Source organism: Roseibium sp. MMSF_3412, assembly GCF_030733265.1.
Lineage (GTDB): Bacteria > Pseudomonadota > Alphaproteobacteria > Rhizobiales > Stappiaceae > Roseibium.
In genome coordinates, this window is sequence record NZ_JASHJI010000007.1 from 43,812 (window position 1) to 64,779 (window position 20,968).

The 20,968-nt window shown below is 58.2% G+C and carries 17 protein-coding genes; 8 read left to right on the top strand and 9 right to left on the bottom strand.

Going from position 1 to position 20,968, the window contains the following annotated elements; translation table 11 throughout:
* The first annotated feature begins 63 nt into the window (after nucleotides 1-63).
* The 6 genes from fabG (at nucleotide 64) to gmk (ending at nucleotide 5,546) form a co-directional block, all read left to right on the top strand.
* Entirely contained in the window at nucleotides 64-801 is a 738-nt protein-coding gene (gene fabG, locus RBB49_RS14080) for a 3-oxoacyl-[acyl-carrier-protein] reductase (RefSeq protein WP_306143474.1), read from the top strand.
* A 244-nt stretch (nucleotides 802-1,045) separates the two neighbouring features.
* Nucleotides 1,046-1,279, top strand: a complete 234-nt coding sequence (locus RBB49_RS14085) for an acyl carrier protein (protein ID WP_006931822.1) — start codon at nucleotides 1,046-1,048, stop codon at nucleotides 1,277-1,279.
* Nucleotides 1,280-1,363: 84 nt separating this feature from the next.
* On the top strand, nucleotides 1,364-2,629 hold the full coding sequence (fabF, locus tag RBB49_RS14090; RefSeq protein ID WP_306143476.1) for a beta-ketoacyl-ACP synthase II: 1,266 nt from the start codon (nucleotides 1,364-1,366) through the stop codon (nucleotides 2,627-2,629).
* A gap of 124 nt (nucleotides 2,630-2,753) precedes the next feature.
* Nucleotides 2,754-3,884, top strand: a complete 1,131-nt coding sequence (gene mltG, locus RBB49_RS14095; RefSeq protein ID WP_306143477.1) for an endolytic transglycosylase MltG — start codon at nucleotides 2,754-2,756, stop codon at nucleotides 3,882-3,884.
* Between the two features lie 67 nt (nucleotides 3,885-3,951).
* A complete protein-coding gene (locus RBB49_RS14100) occupies nucleotides 3,952-4,845 on the top strand; it encodes a YicC/YloC family endoribonuclease (protein WP_306143478.1) in 894 nt (297 codons plus the stop codon).
* Nucleotides 4,846-4,850: 5 nt separating this feature from the next.
* Nucleotides 4,851-5,546, top strand: a complete 696-nt coding sequence (gene gmk, locus RBB49_RS14105; protein ID WP_306143479.1) for a guanylate kinase — start codon at nucleotides 4,851-4,853, stop codon at nucleotides 5,544-5,546.
* Between the two features lie 291 nt (nucleotides 5,547-5,837).
* On the opposite strand, the gene rsmA is transcribed toward gmk, so the two are convergent.
* The 6 genes from rsmA to lptF all read right to left on the bottom strand — a co-directional run bounded on the left by rsmA (nucleotide 5,838) and on the right by lptF (nucleotide 13,505).
* Nucleotides 5,838-6,689, bottom strand: coding sequence for a 16S rRNA (adenine(1518)-N(6)/adenine(1519)-N(6))-dimethyltransferase RsmA (gene rsmA, locus RBB49_RS14110; protein ID WP_306143480.1), 852 nt, complete (start codon nucleotides 6,687-6,689; stop codon nucleotides 5,838-5,840).
* A gap of 9 nt (nucleotides 6,690-6,698) precedes the next feature.
* Nucleotides 6,699-7,718, bottom strand: a complete 1,020-nt coding sequence (gene pdxA / locus RBB49_RS14115) for a 4-hydroxythreonine-4-phosphate dehydrogenase PdxA (RefSeq protein ID WP_306143481.1) — start codon at nucleotides 7,716-7,718, stop codon at nucleotides 6,699-6,701.
* 6 nt (nucleotides 7,719-7,724) lie between these two features.
* On the bottom strand, nucleotides 7,725-8,645 hold the full coding sequence (locus RBB49_RS14120; RefSeq protein ID WP_306143482.1) for a SurA N-terminal domain-containing protein: 921 nt from the start codon (nucleotides 8,643-8,645) through the stop codon (nucleotides 7,725-7,727).
* A gap of 209 nt (nucleotides 8,646-8,854) precedes the next feature.
* Nucleotides 8,855-11,224, bottom strand: a complete 2,370-nt coding sequence (locus RBB49_RS14125; RefSeq protein ID WP_306143483.1) for an LPS-assembly protein LptD — start codon at nucleotides 11,222-11,224, stop codon at nucleotides 8,855-8,857.
* A gap of 5 nt (nucleotides 11,225-11,229) precedes the next feature.
* The gene (gene lptG, locus RBB49_RS14130) at nucleotides 11,230-12,324 is read right to left on the bottom strand and encodes an LPS export ABC transporter permease LptG (RefSeq protein ID WP_306143484.1); all 1,095 of its coding nucleotides are present in this window, start codon (nucleotides 12,322-12,324) and stop codon (nucleotides 11,230-11,232) included.
* Nucleotides 12,321-13,505, bottom strand: a complete 1,185-nt coding sequence (gene lptF, locus RBB49_RS14135; RefSeq protein WP_306143485.1) for an LPS export ABC transporter permease LptF — start codon at nucleotides 13,503-13,505, stop codon at nucleotides 12,321-12,323. The genes lptG and lptF overlap by 4 nt, the downstream gene beginning before the upstream one ends.
* Nucleotides 13,506-13,737: 232 nt before the next feature.
* On the opposite strand from lptF, the gene RBB49_RS14140 reads away from it, so the two are divergent.
* The gene (locus RBB49_RS14140) at nucleotides 13,738-15,237 is read left to right on the top strand and encodes a leucyl aminopeptidase (RefSeq protein ID WP_306143486.1); all 1,500 of its coding nucleotides are present in this window, start codon (nucleotides 13,738-13,740) and stop codon (nucleotides 15,235-15,237) included.
* Between the two features lie 452 nt (nucleotides 15,238-15,689).
* Complete coding sequence (locus RBB49_RS14145) at nucleotides 15,690-16,142, top strand: DNA polymerase III subunit chi (RefSeq protein ID WP_306143487.1); 453 nt, start codon at nucleotides 15,690-15,692, stop codon at nucleotides 16,140-16,142.
* A 62-nt stretch (nucleotides 16,143-16,204) separates the two neighbouring features.
* On the opposite strand, the gene RBB49_RS14150 is transcribed toward RBB49_RS14145, so the two are convergent.
* From RBB49_RS14150 to RBB49_RS14160, 3 genes are all read right to left on the bottom strand, one after another.
* Nucleotides 16,205-17,476: a hypothetical protein gene (locus RBB49_RS14150; RefSeq protein WP_306143488.1), complete on the bottom strand. Its 1,272-nt coding sequence runs from the start codon at nucleotides 17,474-17,476 to the stop codon at nucleotides 16,205-16,207.
* Between the two features lie 322 nt (nucleotides 17,477-17,798).
* Nucleotides 17,799-19,682 carry an ABC-F family ATP-binding cassette domain-containing protein gene (locus RBB49_RS14155; protein WP_306143489.1) on the bottom strand — a complete coding sequence of 628 codons (1,884 nt, stop codon included), beginning with the start codon at nucleotides 19,680-19,682 and terminating at the stop codon, nucleotides 17,799-17,801.
* 100 nt (nucleotides 19,683-19,782) lie between these two features.
* Nucleotides 19,783-20,856 carry a prolyl oligopeptidase family serine peptidase gene (locus RBB49_RS14160; protein ID WP_306143490.1) on the bottom strand — a complete coding sequence of 358 codons (1,074 nt, stop codon included), beginning with the start codon at nucleotides 20,854-20,856 and terminating at the stop codon, nucleotides 19,783-19,785.
* Nucleotides 20,857-20,968: the final 112 nt, after the last annotated feature.

Consider the following 20,968-nt stretch of genomic DNA (forward strand, 5'->3'; position numbering starts at 1 on the left):
GCACCGCAGGTGACGCACTGCCGTCGCGTGCAGGATCGAAGATTGATGAGGGAAGGACCCCAAATGTTCAGCTTGGAAGGCAAGAACGCGCTCGTCACGGGCGCAACGGGCGGCATCGGCGAAGCGATCGCCCGCATGTTGCATGCACAAGGAGCATCGGTCTCTCTGTCGGGCACGCGCGCAGAAAAACTGGAAGCGCTGGCAGCCGAGCTTGGCGAACGGGCGTTCGTGACACCGGCAAACCTGTCGGATCGCGATGCCGTCGATGCCCTTCTGCCTGCCGCGGAAGAGAAGATGGGCTCGGTCGACATTCTCGTGAACAATGCCGGGATCACACGCGACAACATTTTCATGCGCATGAAGGACGACGAGTGGGATCAGGTGCTCGAGGTCAACCTGAGTTCCGGGTTCCGTCTTTGCCGGGCCGCGATCAAGGGCATGATGAAGCGCCGGAACGGCCGTATCATCGGCATCACCTCCGTCGTCGGGGTGACCGGCAACCCGGGTCAGGTCAACTATGCCGCTGCGAAAGCGGGCATGATCGGCATGTACAAATCATTGGCGCGCGAAGTCGCCAGCCGCAACATCACCGTCAACGCGGTGGCGCCCGGGTTCATTGAAACCGCCATGACAGACGCTCTGAACGACAAGCAAAAAGAATCAATTCTCGGAAGCGTTCCAGCCGGGCGATTGGGCACGTCTTCGGAGATTGCTTCCGCGGTCCTTTACCTGGCAAGCGAAGAAGCGGCGTACGTGACCGGCCAGACCCTCCACGTCAACGGCGGCATGGCTATGATTTAAAAGGGAATTTTGCCGGGATGGCAAAAAGAAACCAGACCGTTTCAAAGCGGTCCGGACTGGCTGGTAATGGTCAACAAAGTGTGTTACCAACCCGCCGATTGTTACGAATTGCGTTATTGGGGCCGGTCTCCCGGTGCGGTGACGCTGAGACATCTTCAAGACCGCGAGTTGGTACTGTCTGTTTAGCCCAAGGGCCGGGGCAGTTTCGCGAGTGATGAATAGACGAAGAATAAGGAAGTGAAAGATGAGCGATATCGCGGATCGGGTGAAGAAAATTGTTGTTGAACACCTCGGTGTCGACGCTGACAAGGTTGTGGAAGGCGCAAGCTTCATTGATGATCTCGGTGCAGACAGCCTCGACACCGTCGAGCTGGTCATGGCATTCGAAGAAGAGTTCGGTGTTGAGATCCCCGACACGGCTGCCGAGACGATCCTGACCGTAGGTGACGCGGTCAAGTTTCTGGAAGCAAACAAGTAAGGGTCAGGCCCTTCTTGAATTTGGTTTTATGTTTGGGCCGGCGGGGCATTCTCCGCCTGGCCCTTCCAACGTAAGTGCAGGTGTATGAGGCGAGTTGTCGTAACTGGGTTGGGCATGGTGACACCGCTTGGCGGTAACGTCGATGCCACTTGGAAAGGGATCCTTGCAGGAAAGAGCGGGGCCAACAAGGTCACGAATTTCAAGGTTGATGATCTGGCTTGCCAGATTGCCGCCCAGATCCCCCGCGACCCTGGCGAGGAAGGGGCGTTCAATCCGGATGACTGGATGGACGTCAAGGAACAGCGCAAGGTCGACGACTTCATTGTCTACGCCATGGCTGCCGCCGATCAGGCGATGGCAGACTCCGGTTTCAAGGCTGAGACCTATGAACAGCAGGCCCGATCCGGCGTTCTGATCGGTTCCGGCATCGGCGGACTGCAGGGCATTGAGCAGGGTGCGCATCTGCTGGCCGAGAAAGGTCCGCGCCGCGTCAGCCCGTTCTTCATTCCCGGCCGTCTTATCAACCTTGCAGGCGGCTACGTGTCCATCCGGCACAGCCTGAAGGGACCTAACCATGCCGTTGTCACGGCGTGTTCGACCGGTGCGCATGCGATCGGCGATGCGTCGCGGCTGATTGCCTTCGGTGACGCTGACGTCATGGTGGCGGGTGGCGCGGAATCTCCGGTCTGCCGTCTGGCCATTGCCGGGTTCGCGGCTTGCCGGGCCTTGTCCACCGGCTTCAACGACATGCCCGAAAAGGGCTCCCGCCCGTATGACGTTGCCCGTGATGGGTTCGTCATGGGAGAAGGCGCCGGCGTGGTCGTTCTTGAAGAATACGAACACGCGGTGAACCGTGGAGCCACGATCTACGCCGAGGTGATCGGATATGGTCTTTCCGGGGATGCCCATCACATCACGGCTCCGTCTTCCGATGGCGACGGTGCCTACAGGTGCATGGAAGCCGCGCTGAACCGTGCCGGTATAACGCCCGCCGACATTGACTATGTCAACGCGCACGGCACCTCCACGCCTCTTGGCGATGAAATCGAACTTGGCGCAGTAACCCGGCTTGCCGGAGAGCACGCAGCGGGATTGACCATGTCGTCGACGAAGTCTTCGATCGGACATCTGCTCGGCGCCGCTGGTGCTGTTGAGGCCATATTCTCGATCCTGGCGATCAGGGACGGTATGGCGCCGCCAACCATCAACCTCGACAATCCATCGGTGGAAACCGAAATAGATCTGGTGCCGCATAAACCGAAGCAACTGGACATCAACGTGGCTCTGTCGAACTCATTCGGCTTCGGCGGAACAAATGCGTCAGTTGTCTTCCGTAAAGTTGCCGCATAACCCTTTCAAGTTCTGTTCGACCGGGACTGATTCCCAGTGTCCGGCCGTAGAAATTGAATGTGACGACTGGTCCGCTTGAGCTCGGCTCATTCGCAAGAGCTCAATATTGGAGGTGCGACCCGATATGCGCAGAAAGCCGAAAAGCCCACGCGAAGCCCTGCAGCCTGAACCAGCGCCTGCACCGCCGCAGCGTTCCAGGCATGTGCGCAATCCCCTGGTCATCCTGAGCAATCTGATTATCACGCTCGCTGTGTTTGGCCTCGCCGCCGTGGGTGGAGCGCTTTATTTCGGTAAAACGAAATTTGAACAACCCGGTCCCCTGACCGAAGACGCGACGGTCGTGATCACTTCGGGTTCCGGTCTTTCGGGCATCACCAACCGATTGGCCGGCAAAGGCGTTATCGGTGACAGCGTCTTCGATGAGTGGGTCTTCAATCTGGGTATCCGCTTTTACAAGAACGCGACCGATCTGAAGGCCGGTGAATATGCCTTTGCCCCCGGCGTGTCGATGCACGAGATCATGACCGATCTTGTCCAGGGCAACGCTGTTACGCATTCCGTGACGATCCCGGAAGGCTGGACGACCGCGCAGATTCTTGAGCGTGTTCGCGAGCACCCGATCCTTGTCGGCGAGATAACGGATGTCCCCGCCGAGGGAGACCTGTTGCCCCAGACCTACACGTTCGCGCGGGGCACGACGCGGCAGGAGGTTCTCGGCCAGATGAAGGAAGCGCAGGAGCGGCTTCTCGCCGAAATCTGGGAGCGGCGCACGGACGACCTGCCGGTTTCCTCACCGGAGGAACTGGTTGTTCTGGCCTCGATCGTGGAAAAGGAAACGGCACTTGCAGATGAACGCCCGAGGGTTGCCGGTGTCTTTGTCAATCGTCTGAACAAGAGCATGCGCCTGCAGTCGGACCCGACGATCCTTTACGGGCTTTATGGGGGCGAGGCATGGCTGAAGGACAGATCGGCCATCAAGCAGTCCGAGATCAACGCTCAGAACAAGTATAACACCTACCAGATCGACGGGCTTCCGCCCGGACCGATCGGAAATCCTGGGCGGGCCGCCATGGAGGCGGTTGCCAATCCCTCCCGTACGCAGGATCTCTTCTTTGTCGCCGACGGTACCGGCGGGCACGTTTTTGCCGAGACTTATGAACAGCATCAGGAAAACGTCCGCAAGTGGCGCCAGATCGAACGGCAGCGCCGGCAGGCTGAGCAACAGCAGAACACGGAACCTGCGACGTCCAACTAGACGGAATTGACCGCAGGATCGCAGAAAGGCAGGGCTTTGCGGCTCTGTTTAAAGTGCGGAGGGGCAAATGGCGTTAGCCAGCATGACAGGTTTTGCAAGGTCGGTTGGAGAGTCCGGACCGGTCCGATGGACCTGGGAACTCAGGTCGGTCAATGGCAAGTCGCTGGATTTGCGTATTCGTATTCCGGCCGGGCTGGAAGCGCTGGAGCCTCAGATCCGGGAACGCTGCAGCAAGGTGCTCAGGCGCGGCAATGTCTCCATCGGTCTCGCCATGCACCGGGATCAGTCGGAGCAGATGCTGCAAGTGAACGAGAGCGCGCTGGAAGCGGTTCTGTCGACAATTGATCTTCTGAAAGACCGTGTTCCCGACCTCGCTCCGCCCTCGCTGGACGGTATCCTTTCTCAAAAGGGTGTTTTTGAACTGAAGGAACCCGAGGACGACGAGGAAACACAGGCAGCATTACACAAGGCTCTCCTGACGACGCTCGACGCAGCCCTGATTGATCTGGTGGACATGCGGCACACCGAGGGACAGGCGATCAGCGACGTTGTACGCGGCCAGTTTGACAGGATTTCGCAGCTCACCCAGGCGGCCGAAGACCTTCCGGCAAGACATCCTGAGGCCATCAGGGAGCGGCTCCGCAAACAGGTTGCGGACCTGATGGAAGCATCCGATGGCCAATTCGACCCGCAGCGGCTGCATCAGGAAGCGGTGTTTCTCGCAACCAAGGCGGATATCCGGGAAGAACTGGACCGGCTGCACGCCCACGTGTCGGCTGCACGGGATCTGATAGGCACCGGAGGCGCTATCGGACGGCGCCTTGACTTTCTTGCACAGGAATTCAACCGGGAAGCCAATACGCTGTGCTCGAAATCCAACGATGTGGATCTGACGGCAATCGGACTGGACCTGAAGGCCGTCATTGACCAGATGCGCGAGCAGATACAGAACCTGGAGTGAGACCCATGACTGCAACATCTGCAGGAACCATCGTCAGTGCAGAGCAGGCGGAACAGCAGCGGCGCGGACTGATGCTGGTGCTGTCATCACCGTCGGGCGCGGGCAAATCCACGATCGCCCGTCTTCTCCTGGACAAGGAGGACAACCTGGAACTGTCCATTTCCGTAACGACGCGCCCGCGCCGCTCCAGTGAAGTGGATGGGGTTCACTATCACTTTCTGGACTCCAAGCGTTTCGAGCAGATGCGCGAGCACGACGAATTGCTGGAATGGGCGGAAGTTCACGGAAACTATTATGCGACGCCGCGCGGTCCGGTCGAGGAGGCCATCGAGAACGGGCGCGATATTCTGTTCGACATCGACATCCAGGGCACCTTTCAGCTCTATGAAAAAATGCGCTCGGACGTGGTTTCCGTGTTCATCTTGCCGCCTTCCATTGCGGAGATGAAGTCGCGCCTGTTCCGCCGGGCCGAAGACGCCGACGAGATCATCGCGAAGCGCATGAAAACAGCGGTCGGCGAAATGCGACACTGGTCCGAGTATGACTACGTGGTCGTCAACGACGACCTGGAGCGCGCCTATGAAAATGTGCGTGCGATCCTCAGGGCCGAACGCTTGAAGCAGTTCCGCTCACCCAAGATCGGCCCTCTCATACAGGGCATGGTCGATGATCTGGAAACGGAACTCGGCGACAAGAGCTGAGACCCGCGACAGATCGCCAGAGGCTCTAGGGTACGGGCTCATAAATGAAGTCAATTTGGTTTGGATCGTTTTGACCAACTGCGAGAAGTGAAAGCGCAGGAAATGTGGTTCATTTTCAAGCCTTTCGCGACGTGGCAGATGGCCGAAACGGCCAAATCCGAAGGACGGCAAAATGGCTGTATCTCGCAGCGTCACCGCGCTTGACCGGGCATAAAGCCCGCTCTGCACACGCTTCCTCGCGAGATTTTGCCATTTCTGCCGCCAAATCGGCGTCATTTATGGGTCCGTACCCTAATCCGTCGCAGGCGGTGGAAACACGTTCGCCAGGCGCACAAAACCCTCGATATCGATTTCTTCCGCGCGCGCTGTCGGCTTGATACCTGCTGACTCGATCAGGTTTTCCGCCTCGCGCGAAAGCGGCTTGAGGCTTGCGCGCAACATCTTGCGGCGTTGACCGAAGGCAGCGGCGGTTATCCGTTCAAGGGATTTCAGGTCACAGGGCAGGGGATCTGCGCGCGGTGTCAGGTGAACAACGGCCGAGGTCACCTTGGGGGGCGGAGTAAAGGCCTTCGGGCTGATGTCGAAGAGAATTCCGCTATGGCACCGCCAGCCGGTCAGCACGCCCAGCCTTCCATAGGCTTTGGACGCCGGTTCCGCCGTGATGCGTTCAGCGACTTCCTTTTGAAACATCAGCGTCAGCGAGGACCAGAACGGCGGCCAATGCGGTGTGGTAATCCAGTTCAACAGCAATTGCGTGCCGACATTGTAGGGCAGGTTGGCAACGATCCTGACGGGGCCCCCGCCCGTCAGCGAGACCGGATCCAGTTCAAGCGCGTCGCCTTCAATCACCTCAAGACGGCCTGGGTAGCGTTGCGCAATATCCGCCAGCGCCGGCAGGCATCTTGTATCCTTCTCGATCGCAACGACCTTTCCGGCTCCTGCGGCAAGCAAAGCGCGCGTGAGGCCGCCGGGTCCGGGTCCGATTTCCAGAACCGTCACATCCGTGATATCTCCCGCCGAACGGGCAATGCGGGACGTAAGGTTGAGATCGAGCAGAAAGTTCTGACCAAGCGATTTCTTGGCGTTCAGGTCATGTGCCGCGATCACGTCGCGCAATGGGGGAAGGTCGTCGATCTGGGCCATTTTGATCAGTTACAGCAAATGCGGGTTTGACAGCGCGCTCGCCATGCGCACGGCAGCCGCAAAACTGTCAATGCGTGCGCTGCCACTTCCGGCAATGGCATAGGCCGTTCCGTGATCCGGTGACGTTCTGACAAAGGGCAGTCCGAGCGTGACATTGACGCTGTCGTCAAAGCCAAGGGTCTTGGCCGGGATGAGGACCTGATCGTGATACATGCCAAGCACGCAATCATAGTTTTTGCGAGCTTCGGCGTGGAACAGGGTGTCTGCCGGATGGGGCCCTGTGGCATGAATGCCCATGGCGTTCAGCGTTTCGATTGCCGGTTTGACAATGTCCTCGTCTTCGCTTCCCATCGATCCGTTTTCACCGGCATGCGGGTTGAGACCGCAAACAGCAAGCCTTGGATCCGTATAGCCGAACCGGTCCTTCAGGTCCGTTGCCGCTATGCGCGCCGTTTCGACGATCAGGGCCTGGTTGAGCGCATCGGGCACCTCACGGATCGCGATATGAATGGTGACGGGCACGACCATCAGATCCGGTCCGGCGATCATCATGACGGGTTTTGCTTCGGTATCTGGCCAGTGCTTTCGGGAAAGCGCACCCAGAAACTCCGTGTGTCCTGGAAACGCGAACCCGGTTTTGTAAAGTGCTGCCTTGTTGATCGGATTGGTGACAAGTGCCGATGCACGGCCACCCTTGATATCCTCAACGCATCCCTCGATTGCCTCGACAACCGGGCGCGCAGCAGCTTCCTGTTCAATGCCGGGCGTGTCGGTCAGCGGGTCGCCTGTTTGCACGACAGGCAGTCCTTTGTGAAAGGCTTCGGGCGCGTCCTCCGGTTCACAGGACACGATTTTCGCCCTGAGGCCGATCCTTTTCGCCCGTGCGGCAAGCAGGGCTTCATCGCCACGGACGTAAAAGCAGGGGAGCTTGATGGCTTTCCGGTTCCACCACGCCAAAAGGGAGAGCTCCGGGCCGATGCCGGCCGGTTCCCCCATGCTGACCGCAATCGGCGCTTGCTTGGGGCTCATCTGGGATCAGCGGTAGATGATTGTTGCGCGGCGGCGCACATCCATCAGGTATTTCCGGGACTGGCTTTCGCCTTCCTTGGCGCGCAACTCGTTTTCCAGTTCGGCGCGCACACCGATGTCAGACGCGATTTCGCGTTTTCCGCAGATTGCGATCATCTCGTAGCCGACCGGCGTGGTTGACGGCTTGGTCAGGCTGCCGGGTGTCATCGCGCTGATCTCATCGCGCATGTTCGCAGGCAATTCGGTTTCCAGTCGCCGTCCGATCGGCTGGACGACGACTTCGCTGTATTGGCCGAGCACGCTGCCGGCATCGTCGCAACCATTGAAGGCCGAGCGGATCTTGTTGCTCTCCTGCTTGCGCTTCGACTTGAAGCCGCCTGACGAGTTTTTCGGTACGACAACGATCACGCGTTTCAGGTCATATTCAACAGACTTCTGCCTGTCGGCCTCGTCTTTCTTCTGCAACGCGGCGATAATGTCGGACTCATCCACTTCAATCCGGCCGCTGAACCTGCGCTGGAGCAACTGGTTCCAGGCAAGCTGCGCCTTCAGTCGCGATTTGAGAGTGGCCGGCTGAACACCGCCGCTGCGCAGCGCCTTGGAAAGCTGGCTTGGCGACATTTTCACATTGCGGGCGATGTTGTTGAAAGCGTTGTCGATTTGCGTCGGGCCGATGTCGATGCCCATTCGTTCCGCCTCGGCAAGCTTGACCTGGTCGTCGATCAGTTCCTGTTGTGCCTGACGTTTTGCAACGGATGACGACTTGCGCTGTGTCAGCGTGATCAGGCGCGCCCGTTGGCTTATGTCGTAATCCGTGATCGGCACGTCATTCACAATCACCTTGATTGCTGCATGGGCCGGAGTGATTGCCGGCGTCATCAGTGCCAGGACAAGGCTCAGGAAAACAGGGGCAAAACGCAGTCGCATTGGTCAACCTTCTGTGTTGGCCCGCAGCCAAACCGAAGTTAGTGTTATTGTGGCTTGCTTTCTCGCATATAAGGGGCGCGATTTCAAAATAATACCTGCATGATGCCTGATATCATGGCAGCAAAATGTCTCGCGAAATCTTATGCGGACATAATCTCGTGAACCGGAGTGTTTTTTCTTAACTGAAATTGGTCCGATGAGAGGAACGGCTAGTTAAGCGCGCCGCTGGAAACCTGGGTGTTGCCGATGGTTCTCAGGCCGATGCGGAAATAGAGGGTGCGGTTGACCGAGTCGCCGTCATTCCGGCTGCGGTCCTCTGCGTAGGAAACAGAAAAAGAGAAGCCTTCGTCATCGTAACCGATGCCGACGCCGTCCTGGACAATATTCGAGTTCTCGATGTCGTAGCGCATCGACCCGAAGACTCTCCAGTTTTCCTGGAGACGAAGGCTTGCCGAACCGAGAATTTCCTCGCGGGGCGTATCGATCCCCACATCCGGCTGTTCGCCAAGAAATGCATAGGCGAGGGAAGACACCACCGGTCCGTAGATCGCGCTCGCCTGTGCCTGGAGACGGTTGACGGAAAAATCTTCCTTGTCGAAACGCGCCTGGGCTCCGATTTTGACACCGTATTGCGTGTCCAGATAAAGGCTGCCGACATAGTCCGAAAGCGTCGTGGCCAGACCGGAATCCTCGGTCGCACCGAGAATGTCCGGCGTTGCGTAGGAGTTCTCGCCGGCCAACTGGTACGAGCGTCCGAACAGGCCGCTCAGATAGTAGCCGCTGTTGAGCTGAAGCTTGTAGTTCAGCCCGACATTCAGCCGTGTACCGCCTTCAGCGCGGTCAAAACCGGAAAATTTGTCGTAATCGAACAGTGTGGTCGTGTCGAACACGATGCTCTGCGCGTCATCGTTCGGCAATTCACCGATCCGCTGTTCATTCGGGCGTGCGACGATCTGGGCGATGGGTTCGAAAACCTGGTTGCCGCCTTCGAACGTGGCGATGATCGGATAGCGATACTCAAGTCCGATCGCCGGCATCGCGCGGCCAACGAAACTTTCGCCTGCGAGCGCGGTGACATCGGAATCCGGCGAGGCCAGGAAGAACAGATCACCGCGCATATAGGCGAACGGCGTAAAGGACTGGCCAAGCGGGTCGATGAAGGTGCGCCGCCAGTCGCCTTGCAGCGAGAGACGCGAGAATGTGCCGTCGACACCGCGGAACCTGGCCGTTGTGCCGCCGTCGATGGAAAATGCATCGGTTTCATCGCGGGTCAGTGACGTGAAATTCGCTGCAAGAGACAATTCACCGGCAAGGATCGGGTCGGCAAAGACGTAGTCATAGTCAATGACCGGGAGAACCAGGGGCTGCTTGTCCTGCAGCGAGCTTCCGACCGGCGAGAAGCCGTCCGCATCGAAATCGCTGTCCTCATAGTCTTCCTGTGAAATCTGGAAGGCGTAGGCTCTGACCGAAAGCAGGTTTCGATCGTTCCTGCCTTCCAGAAAGATCTCCGACGGATCACCGCCGCCAAAACTGGCCATGGAGTAGTCTTTGAAGAACTGCCGGTCGCTCTTGTAGGTCACGTCCCAGCCGAGGGTCCAGTCTCTGCTCAGGTTGAACGAAGCGGACGAATTGACCGCTCCGCGCCAGCGCTCATCCGCCCTCGACGTCGAAAACTCGCTCGGCTGCGCCTGAAACAGGCCGGCAGCCGAAAAACTGACCTGTCCGTACTGGAACCTGTGCCGGTACTGAACGTCGCCGAAAAGGCCCTGTTTTGTCAGCGGCGTGAGGGTGGTCGTCAGATCGTAGTGCGGGCTGAGCGCCCAGTAATACGGAACGGTGACACCGTATCCGATCTTGTCGTTCACAACGCCGCTTGGGATCAGAAATCCTGACTTGCGCTTGATTGTCGGGTCCGGCATCGACAGATACGGGAGCCACGCAATCGGCTTGCCATAGACTTCGAAGGCAGCATTTTCGAAGCGGATGATCTTTTCCTGCTGCTTGTGAATGATCTTTTCTGCCCGCACGCGCCAGAGAGGCGGCTTGTTCGGCGGGTTTGTCGGTTTTGTGTAGACCGTATAGACGCCGTTTTCGATCGTGGTGACGTTGTTGCCTTCGCGGCGCGCTTTTTCCGCGAGAAAACGCGTGCGCTTGGTCGTATCAATCTGCAGCGCGTTGGCAAAGCCTTCTGCGAAATCCTCCGACAGTGTCAACTCGGACGTGCGCACGACATTGCCGTTGGATTCGATAAAGATCACGTTGCCGCGGGCGGTCAGCTGGCCTGACTTCCGATCAAAAACGATCTGATATGCCTGAACGGTGCTGCCGTCGTAATAAACCTGGACATCGCCGGTCGCGACAATGACATCCTTGTCAAAGTCATAGGTGATTTCACGGGATTCCAGCAGCATTTCCGCGTCCGGGTCGACGTCGCCCGTCAGGCCGCTGGTCAGGTCCTGTGCACTCGCACCGGTCGGCACGAGCGCAAGTCCCGCGCTGATCGCAAGCAGGCTCGCTGCCGCGAGGAGGCTACCCCGTTTGGCCCATCTCTCTTTATTCAGGAAAAGCGGTAAAGACATCGGTCTCACCCGTCCTCCTGATGCAAGAGAATTGTCAAACCCATAAGAACTCCAAACACTCCGGGCGCCCAGGCAGCCACCAACGGGGGGACAATACCGGCACCCCCGAAATCCTTCGCCAGCTCGGTGAGAACGTAAAGCACGAACCCGGACAGGATTCCACCCAGAATCATGGTCCCCAACCCACCAAATCTCGATACTTTAAGGGAAACTGCCGCGGCAATCAAAATCATGGCGACCAAAAGAAGCGGTCGTGCAAGCAAAGTCTGATACTGCAAATTGTACCTGTAAGCCGGCAATCCGGCATTTCTGGCCAGTTCGATGAAGCGGGGCAGGTTCCAGAACGATATTGATTCCGGTGAGCCGATGCTTTCGCGAACCTCCGTGGCGGTCAGGAATGTGCTGACCTGGTATTGTCCATAAGGCTGTGGATCTTGCTCGGTTGTGTAGACGATCGCGTCGCGCAGAAACCAGATTTCGTCTCCAAGACGTGCTTCATCGGCCTCGATGCGCTCGCGGAATGTGCCATCCTTGTCGAATGTGAAGACGGTGACGCCAAGAAGTCTGGTGCCGCCATCCAGCAGCTGCTTGGCCAGGAGCACCGATTCCCCATCAAGGCCATCCTGCCTGACCCACACCTCGTTGCTGTTTTGGAGAAGAAACGTCTGATCGGCGCCAAAAAGACCCGTGGCAACCTCATCGGATTTCTTCTGGAACCAGACAGCGGCAGGGTTGTAGACGGTCACCGACGCGATCCCGAGAATGATCCCCACGATGATGGCAGGCATCGAAAACTGCCAGACCGAGATGCCCGACGCTCGTGTGACCACCAGTTCCAGTGCGCGGCTAAGCGTTACAAACGCGGCGATCGACCCGAACAGGACCGTGAAGGGGATAACCTGCTCCAGGAGCAGGGGAACGCGCAGCAATGATATCAGGGACACTCTGAGCACGGAGAACCCTTCGCGATCACCGCCTCTGCGCACCAGTTCCAGAACGTCGAACAGGAAAATCAGCACCGCTGCGAACACAAACAGGCCAAGGATCGCCTTGAGAAAGCGATTTGAAAAATAGATTGCGAGTGTCCGGCCGAGGATCATGAAGCTCCTCCGGTCTGCCGGTTGTTGAGACGGTTGCCAATCGCCTCAAGCCGGTCCTGCAGCGCATGGTGCAGGGCAGCGAGCCACCGCGGCTGCGCCCGGCGTTCGCTGAAGATGGATATGAGGGCAAGGGCGGAGCCGGCGATGGGAACGACATAGAGCAGGCTCAGGAGGGCGTTCGAGACCCCGGCAATGGCCGTCACGCCAAATCCGGAGGTCCGCAATATGACGCAGCAGGCGATGGCACCGACGATCGCGCTGCCTCTGCCTTGCCGTGTCGTCCGTGCCTTGCCCAGAAAGGCGAAAACGATCAGTCCGAAAGCGATTGCGTAGAGCGGCTGGCTGAAGCGTTCGTGCAACTCTTTCGCCAGCTTGTCTGCATTGTTCAATGCATAGGCGTCGTTGCGGCCGGGTGAAAGCAGATTGGCGGTGGTCCGTTCACTCGCCTTGAACACGGGTTCTCCCGCTTCCGGGATCAGGTTCGACAGGTCAAAGGCGTAAGACTGGAAGCGAACGATCGAAATGTCGCCTTGCTGCTTCGGACGGCGCTGGATCGTGCCGTTCTGCATCACGAGCAGTGTCCGGTCTGCCGCTTCGACGATGTTCCCGGTGTCGGCCTGATAGGTGAACGCCGTTTCCCCGTCGCGCGTGTCGTGGAGCAAAAGACCGTCAAGTGTCCCGTTCCCCGACCGGTTCCGGATGTGAAACGTGAGACCGCTATCCACGTTTATGAACTTGCCGGGCTTGACGATATTCGCGACGAGATCCGCTCTGACGCGGGTAATCTCTGTCCTGAGCTGTGCCAGCCCGCCGGGTGCCACGTAGAGCGACAGCGCGGATATGAGTAGCATCACCGCAACGGAGAAGATCATGACCGGCTTGAGCACGAGAAATCTGGAACCGCCGCTGGCGTCGATGACGATAAGCTCGCTGTCGCCGGACAGTGCGTTGAGGACCAGGATCAGCGCGAGCATAAGTGCAAAGGGGGCAACGATCATGATCAGAAAGGGGAGGGCCAGCATGGTGATGCCGACGAACTGGACAATCGTCTGACCTTTTGATGTCACAAGATCAAGCTGCCTGAGAGCTTGCGTCGCCCACACCACGCCGGTCATGGCTGCAATCGTCAGCGTGAATGCATACAATGTCCGCCGGATAATGTAGCGTTCGAGCGTCTTCATGTCTGACCGGACAAGCCCTTTGCAAATTGTCGAAAAAATCCCCAGCCACCGAATAGCACGTAATGTGGTGAACGCCGCATAAATAAGAATGGTTAATTTGCATTAATTTTGTTCGCTGTTGCCGAAAAGTCGTTAAAACCCCATGATTTGCGTTAAACAGGTCACACTCGCAAGCTGATCCGGGTTGACCTGGAAACCGAAAGACAACCGAAAGCCGAACAAGGACCGACGCATGACCAAGCTAGCAAAGATTTCTTTTTCCAAAGCGGGTGCTCCCACGAAGGGCGTGGCTGTCGTTTTGGCAACCGAGAAGCTTGGCCTCGGCAACATCGCTCATGAGGTTACGTCCGCACTGGAAGGCGGCCTTGAGCGGGCGGCGGGCATTGCCGGGTTTTCCGGCAAGAAGAAGACGACACTCGATCTTGTTGCCCCCGCAGGCCTGACGCTGGACCGTTTGATCGTTTTCGGTCTGGGCAAGGCAGAAGATGTTTCGCTGGGAGACTGGCGCGCGTTTGGCGGCGTGGTTCTCGCCGCACTTCAAAAAGCCAAAGCCGACGCGGCTGAAATCCTGTTTGACGTACCTGAAGGCGTTGAGCTTACCGCTTCGGCGATTGCCGAGTTCGCGATGGGTGCAAAACTGCGCGCTTACACATTCGACACCTACAAGTCGAAAAAGAAGGGGGCCGAACCTGAGAAGGATCTCAAGCTCACCTTGAAGGTGCCGGACACCAAGGCCGCCAGGAAAAGCTGGAACGTTTCTGAGGGCATTGCAGATGGGGTCATCCTTGCGCGCGACCTCGTGAATGAACCGGCAAACGTGCTTGGCCCCGTCGAGTTCGCAAAAAAGGCCGCCGAGCTGCAATCACTCGGTGTCGAGGTGGACATCCTCGGCGAGAAGGAGATGAAGAAACTCAAGATGGCGGCGCTCCTCGGCGTCGCGCAGGGGTCCGTGCGGCCGCCGCGCCTTGCCGTGATGCGTTGGAATGGCGGCAAGAAGGGCACTGCACCGGTCGCGTTCGTTGGAAAGGGCGTGGTCTTCGATACCGGTGGCATCTCCATCAAGCCGTCGGGCGGCATGGAAGACATGAAAGGCGACATGGGAGGCGCTGCCGCGGTGACGGGCGCGATGCACGCGATTGCAGCCAGAAAGGCGAAAGCAAACGTTATCGGCGTTATTGGGCTGGTGGAAAACATGCCGGACGGCAACGCCCAGCGGCCGGGCGATATCGTGACGGCCATGTCCGGCACAACGATCGAAATCCTGAACACCGACGCGGAAGGACGTCTCGTTCTGGCGGATGCCCTCTGGTACACGCAGCAGAAGTACAAGCCGGCCATCATGATCGATCTGGCAACGTTGACAGGTGCCGTCCTCGTCGCTCTGGGCAATCTCAATGCGGGCCTGTTCTCCAACGATGACGATCTTGCGGAAAAGCTTCTGTCATCGGCCGGAACCAGTGGCGAACCGCTCTGGCGCCTGCCGCTGTCAAAGGAATATGACAAGATCATCGACACACCGAATGCGGACGTGAAGAACACCGGTGGACGCTGGGCCGGTTCGGTAACAGCGGCGCAGTTCCTGCAGCGTTTCGTCAATGATGTGCCCTGGGCACACCTCGATGTGGCGGGCACCGCATTCGGCGCACCCAAGGACGACATCAGTCAGGGCTGGGCATCCGGTTATGGTGTGCGCCTGCTGAACCAGCTTGTCGCGGACCACTACGAAGGCTGAGAACCGACGCCTTTCCTGAAACGAAAAAACCCGCCGGAATGGCGGGTTTTTTTACGTTATTTCTGTTGTGTTCAGCAGGTCTTGTATGCCTGGCAAGCGGTGGCCGGTTCAACAAGCATTCCCATTCCAAAGGTTGCCCCGGCAACAACGGCCACCAGCGCACAAAACACAAATACGCGTGCAATCATTCACAAAATCCCCTCTTTGGCCGGTTCGGGACCACCGGACACCGGCCACCCAGCAATGATCCTTGGATCGTTCCCGGGAACGAACACTAGTCAATCGACATTTGCGAAGGGTTAATGATACGAGTCTTAAGGCCTGTCTATGTCACATGCGCGGTGAAGCGCATTTGACTGGCCGGCTGTTGCAGGTGCGCATCAGTTCACCCGGCAAGGCTTGATAACCTGTGCATAAGCATAAGATGACACAGGCCGTTTGGGAGCAGGGCAATGGGCGTCGAAGTGATGTTTTATCATCTGTTGCACAAGCCGCTTGAGGCGGCACTGCCGCAACTCCTGCTCAAGTGCCTGGAACGCGACTGGAAGGTTGTCGTGCAGACGGGAAGCGAGGAACGCTGCAGCGCGCTGGATGCCCATTTGTGGACATTCTCCGACGACAGTTTCCTTCCGCACGGCACGAAGACAGACGGTTATGCGGAGCATCAGCCGATCTATCTCACGACTGACCAGGACAATCCGAACGAGGCGGATGTGCGTTTTCTGGTCGACAGGGCAGACCCACCGGCGCTCGGTGGCTACAAACGTGCGATCTACATGTTCGATGGCAATGATCAGGACGCCCTGGCCGAGGCGCGCTTGCGCTGGAAGGCGGCCAAATCGGAAGGCTTCGAGATTGCCTATTGGCAGCAGACATCGTCAGGCGGCTGGGAAAAGAAGGCTTAAGAAAAATGGCAGGAGACGGAGCCTCCTGCCACTTGCGCAGATGTCTGGATAGACGGTTCCTGTCAGTTGATCCGATTGAAGCGGAGATCATCTTCGGTCGGTTCGCTGCCTGAGGGCAGGGCGGCTGTTTCTTCCAGATCGTCAATCGGCGTATCGTCAACCGGCGTGTCGGCCGTGTCCGGCTTTTCCGTTGCGTTTCGGATCTCTTCGGTCTTGCCGTCCAGAATGTCTCGTGCCCAGTCAACCATCTCATCGTCGATCGCATCGACGCGATTGTCATTGATCATGCCGGCAAGCGCCTCTCTCAATGCTTCGTCTGAGACGCCGTCTTCAAGGCCGGCGACGTTTGCTTCTGCTTGCGCGACATCGTTTTCGGCAGCTTGCAGATCTGCGAATTCCTGGCTGTCGACAATCCCGTTCAAAGTGTCGATCTGCGCCTGCAACGCATTGATCTGATCGCTGACCGGAACCGCATCGTCAGGAAGATCGGTGTCGTCGAGGGCTTCAAGTTCTGCGATCTGGGTTTCCAGCGCGGTAATCTTTTCAGCCACCTGGTCTGCGATTTCCTGCGTCTTCAGATCCGAGATGTCGAAATCTTCGGGTAGACCTGCAGGGTCGACCGATCCGAGAAGAGTTTCGCGCACGGCAGCCACGCTCTCAGAGAGCGAGGCCAATTCCTCCGAAGCCTTCTGGAACTCGATCGACGCACCGACATACGCCACAACAGACGCAAGATGCGGATCCTTGGAGTTGATGTAGGCGTTATAGTTCCTCCTGAGAGAGTTCAGTCTGCCGAGACGTGCATTCAGGTTCTTTTCCTTTAAGCGGGGGCTGACGGCCGGCATCGCGGAGACGCTGGCAAGAGTTGCACGTTCTGCCTTGGGAAGGCGATAGCTGCCGGCCTTTCCGCCACCATTGGAAACTTGCCGTCTTGCGGTGGTCTGCTTTCGGCCGTTTGATTTTTCTCCGAAAACGGTGTTCAGGAAACCGTTCAGGCCTTTTCCGTTTCCGTTTTTGCGGGTTGACTGTTTTTTGCCGTTGCCTCTGGAGAGCAGTCCAAATCCGTTGTTGCCCTTGGTTTTGGATGCCGAATTGCCAGTTCTGTTCGAATTTCCAGCGACGCCGTTTCCACCGCCACTCCCGTTCCCGCCACCATTGGCATTACCGTTCCCGCCACCGTTGCCATTGCCATTCCCGTTGCTGTTGCCATTGCCATTCTTGGCGAAGGCCTTGACACCGGCGTCGGAAACAAGCGGCAGGTCCGCTGCAGCAGCCGGGGCAAGCAGAAATGCCAGGGCGAGTGTCAATTTGAGGGGCGTGTTGCGGGTTGGCATGACATGGCCTTTCGGGGAACTCGGTATTTGAAACCGGGCATGCAAAAGGGCATCCCCTCTCGCTGCGTTAAGTTTTATCTTTGATCCCAATTCCGAACGAAATGTGAGCACGTCGGCTAAAAATTTAGAAGAATCCCACTTGTCGGATTTACGTTTGCGATTCCAGCAATTTAGTAGAAAAAATTTTTTGCCTGCAAGGGCAATTCCAGATTGAAAACAAATACTTATATTTATTTCAGGTTTTATCGAAGTCAGAAAAACGTCGGTTCTCCTGAGTAGCCAAGTCACACCTGGGTGTCATTCGGCCAAAGAAAAACAGTGTCTACCCAGCTTCTTCGAACTCGGCGGAAAGCTCCAGCCATTCCTCTTCCGTATTGACCAGTTTCTTCTCGCAATAGGCCCTTTCCTTGGCAAATTTCGTGGCCCGGTCGGGTTCGCGCTGGAAGAACTCCGGGTCCGCAAGGGCTTCATCCAGCTTGATGATTTTCTCCTGCAGGCGCGCCATTTCCTTCTCTGCCGCGTCGATCTTCTGTTTCAGCGGTTTCAGCAGACTGCGCTTCTGGGCGGCCTCGCGGCGCTTGTCCTGGGCCGACGCCCGTTCGGCTTCCTCATCGGCCCGGGCCCTTGCTTTCTGCACGGCATCCGGGCCTTGCAGGATCAGCCGGCGGTAGTCCTCCATGTCTCCGTCGAACGGAGCGACTCTCCCGTCGGCAACCAGCCACAGCCTGTCGGCGCACGCCTCCACCAGATGCCTGTCGTGGCTGATCAGAATGACGGCTCCCCTATAGTCGTTGAGGGCCATGACCAGGGCCTCACGGCTATCGATGTCGAGGTGGTTTGTCGGTTCGTCCAGGATCAAGAGATGCGGTCCGTCGAATGTTGCAAGGCCAAGCAGCAGCCTGGCTTTCTCGCCTCCCGAAAGGTCCTTTGCCGGCGTGTCCATGCGATCGGTCGGCAATCCGAAGCGGGCGACCCTGGCGCGGACCTTTGCTTCGGGCGCGTCCGTCATGAGTGTTCTGACATGTGCAACGGCGCTTTCGGCCGGGCGCAGTTCATCAAGCTGGTGCTGGGCAAAGAAGGCGATCTTGAGCTTCGTCGCCTTGGTGATGTCTCCATCCATCGCTCCGAGCCGTCCGGAGATCAGTTTGGCGAATGTCGACTTGCCGTTGCCGTTCGCTCCAAGCAGCGCGATACGATCATCCGTATCGATGTTCAAAGTCAGTTTCGACAGGATCTTGGTATCGCCGTAACCGGTTGAAACACCCTCCAGCTTCATGATCGGCGGGGCGAGCTGTGCTCCGGGGTCGGGAAACTCGATCGGCTTGCCGCTTTCTTCGGTCAGCGCCGTGATCGGCTGCAGTTTTTCCAGCATCTTCAGACGCGACTGCGCCTGCCGTGCCTTGCTGGCCTTGTAGCGGAACCGGTCGACAAACGCCTGCATGTGCTTGCGCTGTGCGTCCCGTTTTTCCTTTGCCTTTTCGGCCAGCACCATGGCCTCGCGCCGCTGCCGGTCGAAACTGTCATAGCCGCCTGAATAGTAGGTCAGTTTTCCGCGTTCCAGATGCACAATGCTGTCCACGGCCTTGTTCAGGAGGTCGCGATCGTGGGAAATCAGGAGAACCTGATGCGGATAGCGCGCGACGTAGTTCTCCAGCCAGAGCGTTCCTTCAAGATCCAGATAGTTGGTCGGCTCGTCCAACAGCAGAAGGTCGGGCTCCGAAAAGAGAACCGCCGCCAGCGCGACCCGCATGCGCCAACCGCCGGAAAAGGATGAGCAGGGACGTTGCTGGGCGTCTGCGTCGAACCCGAGGCCGGAGAGAATGGACCCGGCGCGGGCCTCGGCCGTGTGGGCGCTGATGTCCGCAAGCCTCGTGTGAATATCCGCAATCCGGTCGGGGTCGGTTTCCGTTTCAGCCTCGGCAAGAAGCCGGCTGCGTTCCTTGTCCGCGGCCAGAACCACCTCCATGAGCGTGTCTTCCGTTCCCGGAGCCTCCTGGGCAACCTGACCGATACGGGCGCGTTTCGGGATTTGTACCGACCCGGTTTCGACGGAAAGGTCTCCGGTAATGATCTTGAACAGGGTCGACTTGCCTGCGCCGTTCCGGCCGACAAGGCCGGTCTTGGATTTTCCAGGCAAGGTAACGCTCGCCTTGTCTATCAAAAGGCGATCCGCGATCCGGTAGGTGAGGTCAGAAATCTGCAACATGGCCGGATGTTTGGCGGAGCATCGCCCGCGATGCAAGCGGAAACCGAGCCCGGCAAGGAGGACAATGCGGCGCAGCCGGCGCGCATTGTCCTTAACGCGATCACTCGCTGTCGAAAAAATCGATCAGTTCGCTGATGATCCGGCCGTGTTGCGCCTCTCGCTCGGCGCTGCCCTTGATGCAGACGATCTCGTCACCCGGTTCGTGTTCCTTCAGGATTTCATAGCCTTCCGGCTTGCAAATGCCCATGAAATCGAAATGTCCGGCATCGGTAAGTTCGACGTGCCGTGTTGACGCCTCGGGCAGAAGCGCTGCAAGCATGCGTGATTCGATGTCCTGATCGAGCAAGTCTGCGCGCCCGGAGCCGAGAACCAGAACGGGTTTCTCAACCGTTCCAAGGCTTTGACGCGACAGGACCGGCGTGCCGCCGAGATCCATGCTGACGATCCTGGCTATGCGGTCGTCCTGCCGCGATATCTCCATTTCGCGACGATCGGCATCTTTTTCCGCGACCGACCAGCCTTCCAGAACCGGACACACGACATTCGATTTGTCGCCCGTGCAAAGGCTTTGGTAGAGACCGGCATCAAACCGCGCACCGGCGAGAAGCATCACCGTGTATCCGCCGAGCGAGTGGCCGGCGGCAAAAATTCTGCTTTGGTCAATGCGATCGGCCAGCGCGCTCTGCTCAATCAGAAACGTGATCAGACGCGACAGATCCACGGGCCGTTCCCACAATTCGCGCGCGTGATCGGCATCGCGCAGAAAAGTGCTGGTCCCGGGGTGATTGACCATCGCCACGATGTAGCCGTGGCGCGCCAGGGCAGAGCCCAGCCAGGCCTGATTGAGCGTGTTGCCGTACATTCCGTGCGAAATCACCAGGAGCGGGAAGGCCCCTTCGGCAGCAACGCCGTCCGGATCCGCTTCTGCCATCTGCCACACCTTGCTCTTGTCTGCGCGGCCATGTTTTTCCGGTGTCGATGTCGGGTACCAGACGTTCCCGGAAAGCGGGCGGTCGGTGCGCGTATCGGTTACGGTCAGCTCCGACACGCCCGGCCCATAGGGCAGGACAGAAGACGCCGTGGCTTCCGGTGGACCGGCAAGAAACAGCAGGAAAACGAGGAGAGCGGTTGTGGTTCGCAGCGCGTTTGCCGCAAACGTGTTTGGATCAGGCATCGCCATAAGACCTCCGATACTGGTTTGTTCGCTGCCAAGATGGGTGTGCAATGAAGGTGTTGACAATCACCGGAGGGGCGCTGTCCTGTCCTTAATCGTGATAAAGGACAGG

What these genes read in the sequence shown, in the direction of transcription:
- RBB49_RS14145 (WP_306143487.1), top strand. Translation starts at nt 15,690, where the DNA reads ATGGGCGTCGAAGTGATGTTTTATCATCTGTTGCACAAGCCGCTTGAG.
- lptF (WP_306143485.1), bottom strand. Translation starts at nt 13,505, where the DNA reads ATGAAGACGCTCGAACGCTACATTATCCGGCGGACATTGTATGCATTC.
- pdxA (WP_306143481.1), bottom strand. Translation starts at nt 7,718, where the DNA reads ATGAGCCCCAAGCAAGCGCCGATTGCGGTCAGCATGGGGGAACCGGCC.
- rsmA (WP_306143480.1), bottom strand. Translation starts at nt 6,689, where the DNA reads ATGGCCCAGATCGACGACCTTCCCCCATTGCGCGACGTGATCGCGGCA.
- fabF (WP_306143476.1), top strand. Translation starts at nt 1,364, where the DNA reads ATGAGGCGAGTTGTCGTAACTGGGTTGGGCATGGTGACACCGCTTGGC.
- fabG (WP_306143474.1), top strand. Translation starts at nt 64, where the DNA reads ATGTTCAGCTTGGAAGGCAAGAACGCGCTCGTCACGGGCGCAACGGGC.
- RBB49_RS14160 (WP_306143490.1), bottom strand. Translation starts at nt 20,856, where the DNA reads ATGCCTGATCCAAACACGTTTGCGGCAAACGCGCTGCGAACCACAACC.
- gmk (WP_306143479.1), top strand. Translation starts at nt 4,851, where the DNA reads ATGACTGCAACATCTGCAGGAACCATCGTCAGTGCAGAGCAGGCGGAA.
- RBB49_RS14120 (WP_306143482.1), bottom strand. Translation starts at nt 8,645, where the DNA reads ATGCGACTGCGTTTTGCCCCTGTTTTCCTGAGCCTTGTCCTGGCACTG.
- RBB49_RS14155 (WP_306143489.1), bottom strand. Translation starts at nt 19,682, where the DNA reads ATGTTGCAGATTTCTGACCTCACCTACCGGATCGCGGATCGCCTTTTG.
- lptG (WP_306143484.1), bottom strand. Translation starts at nt 12,324, where the DNA reads ATGATCCTCGGCCGGACACTCGCAATCTATTTTTCAAATCGCTTTCTC.
- mltG (WP_306143477.1), top strand. Translation starts at nt 2,754, where the DNA reads ATGCGCAGAAAGCCGAAAAGCCCACGCGAAGCCCTGCAGCCTGAACCA.
- RBB49_RS14100 (WP_306143478.1), top strand. Translation starts at nt 3,952, where the DNA reads ATGGCGTTAGCCAGCATGACAGGTTTTGCAAGGTCGGTTGGAGAGTCC.
- RBB49_RS14150 (WP_306143488.1), bottom strand. Translation starts at nt 17,476, where the DNA reads ATGCCAACCCGCAACACGCCCCTCAAATTGACACTCGCCCTGGCATTT.
- RBB49_RS14085 (WP_006931822.1), top strand. Translation starts at nt 1,046, where the DNA reads ATGAGCGATATCGCGGATCGGGTGAAGAAAATTGTTGTTGAACACCTC.
- RBB49_RS14140 (WP_306143486.1), top strand. Translation starts at nt 13,738, where the DNA reads ATGACCAAGCTAGCAAAGATTTCTTTTTCCAAAGCGGGTGCTCCCACG.
- RBB49_RS14125 (WP_306143483.1), bottom strand. Translation starts at nt 11,224, where the DNA reads ATGTCTTTACCGCTTTTCCTGAATAAAGAGAGATGGGCCAAACGGGGT.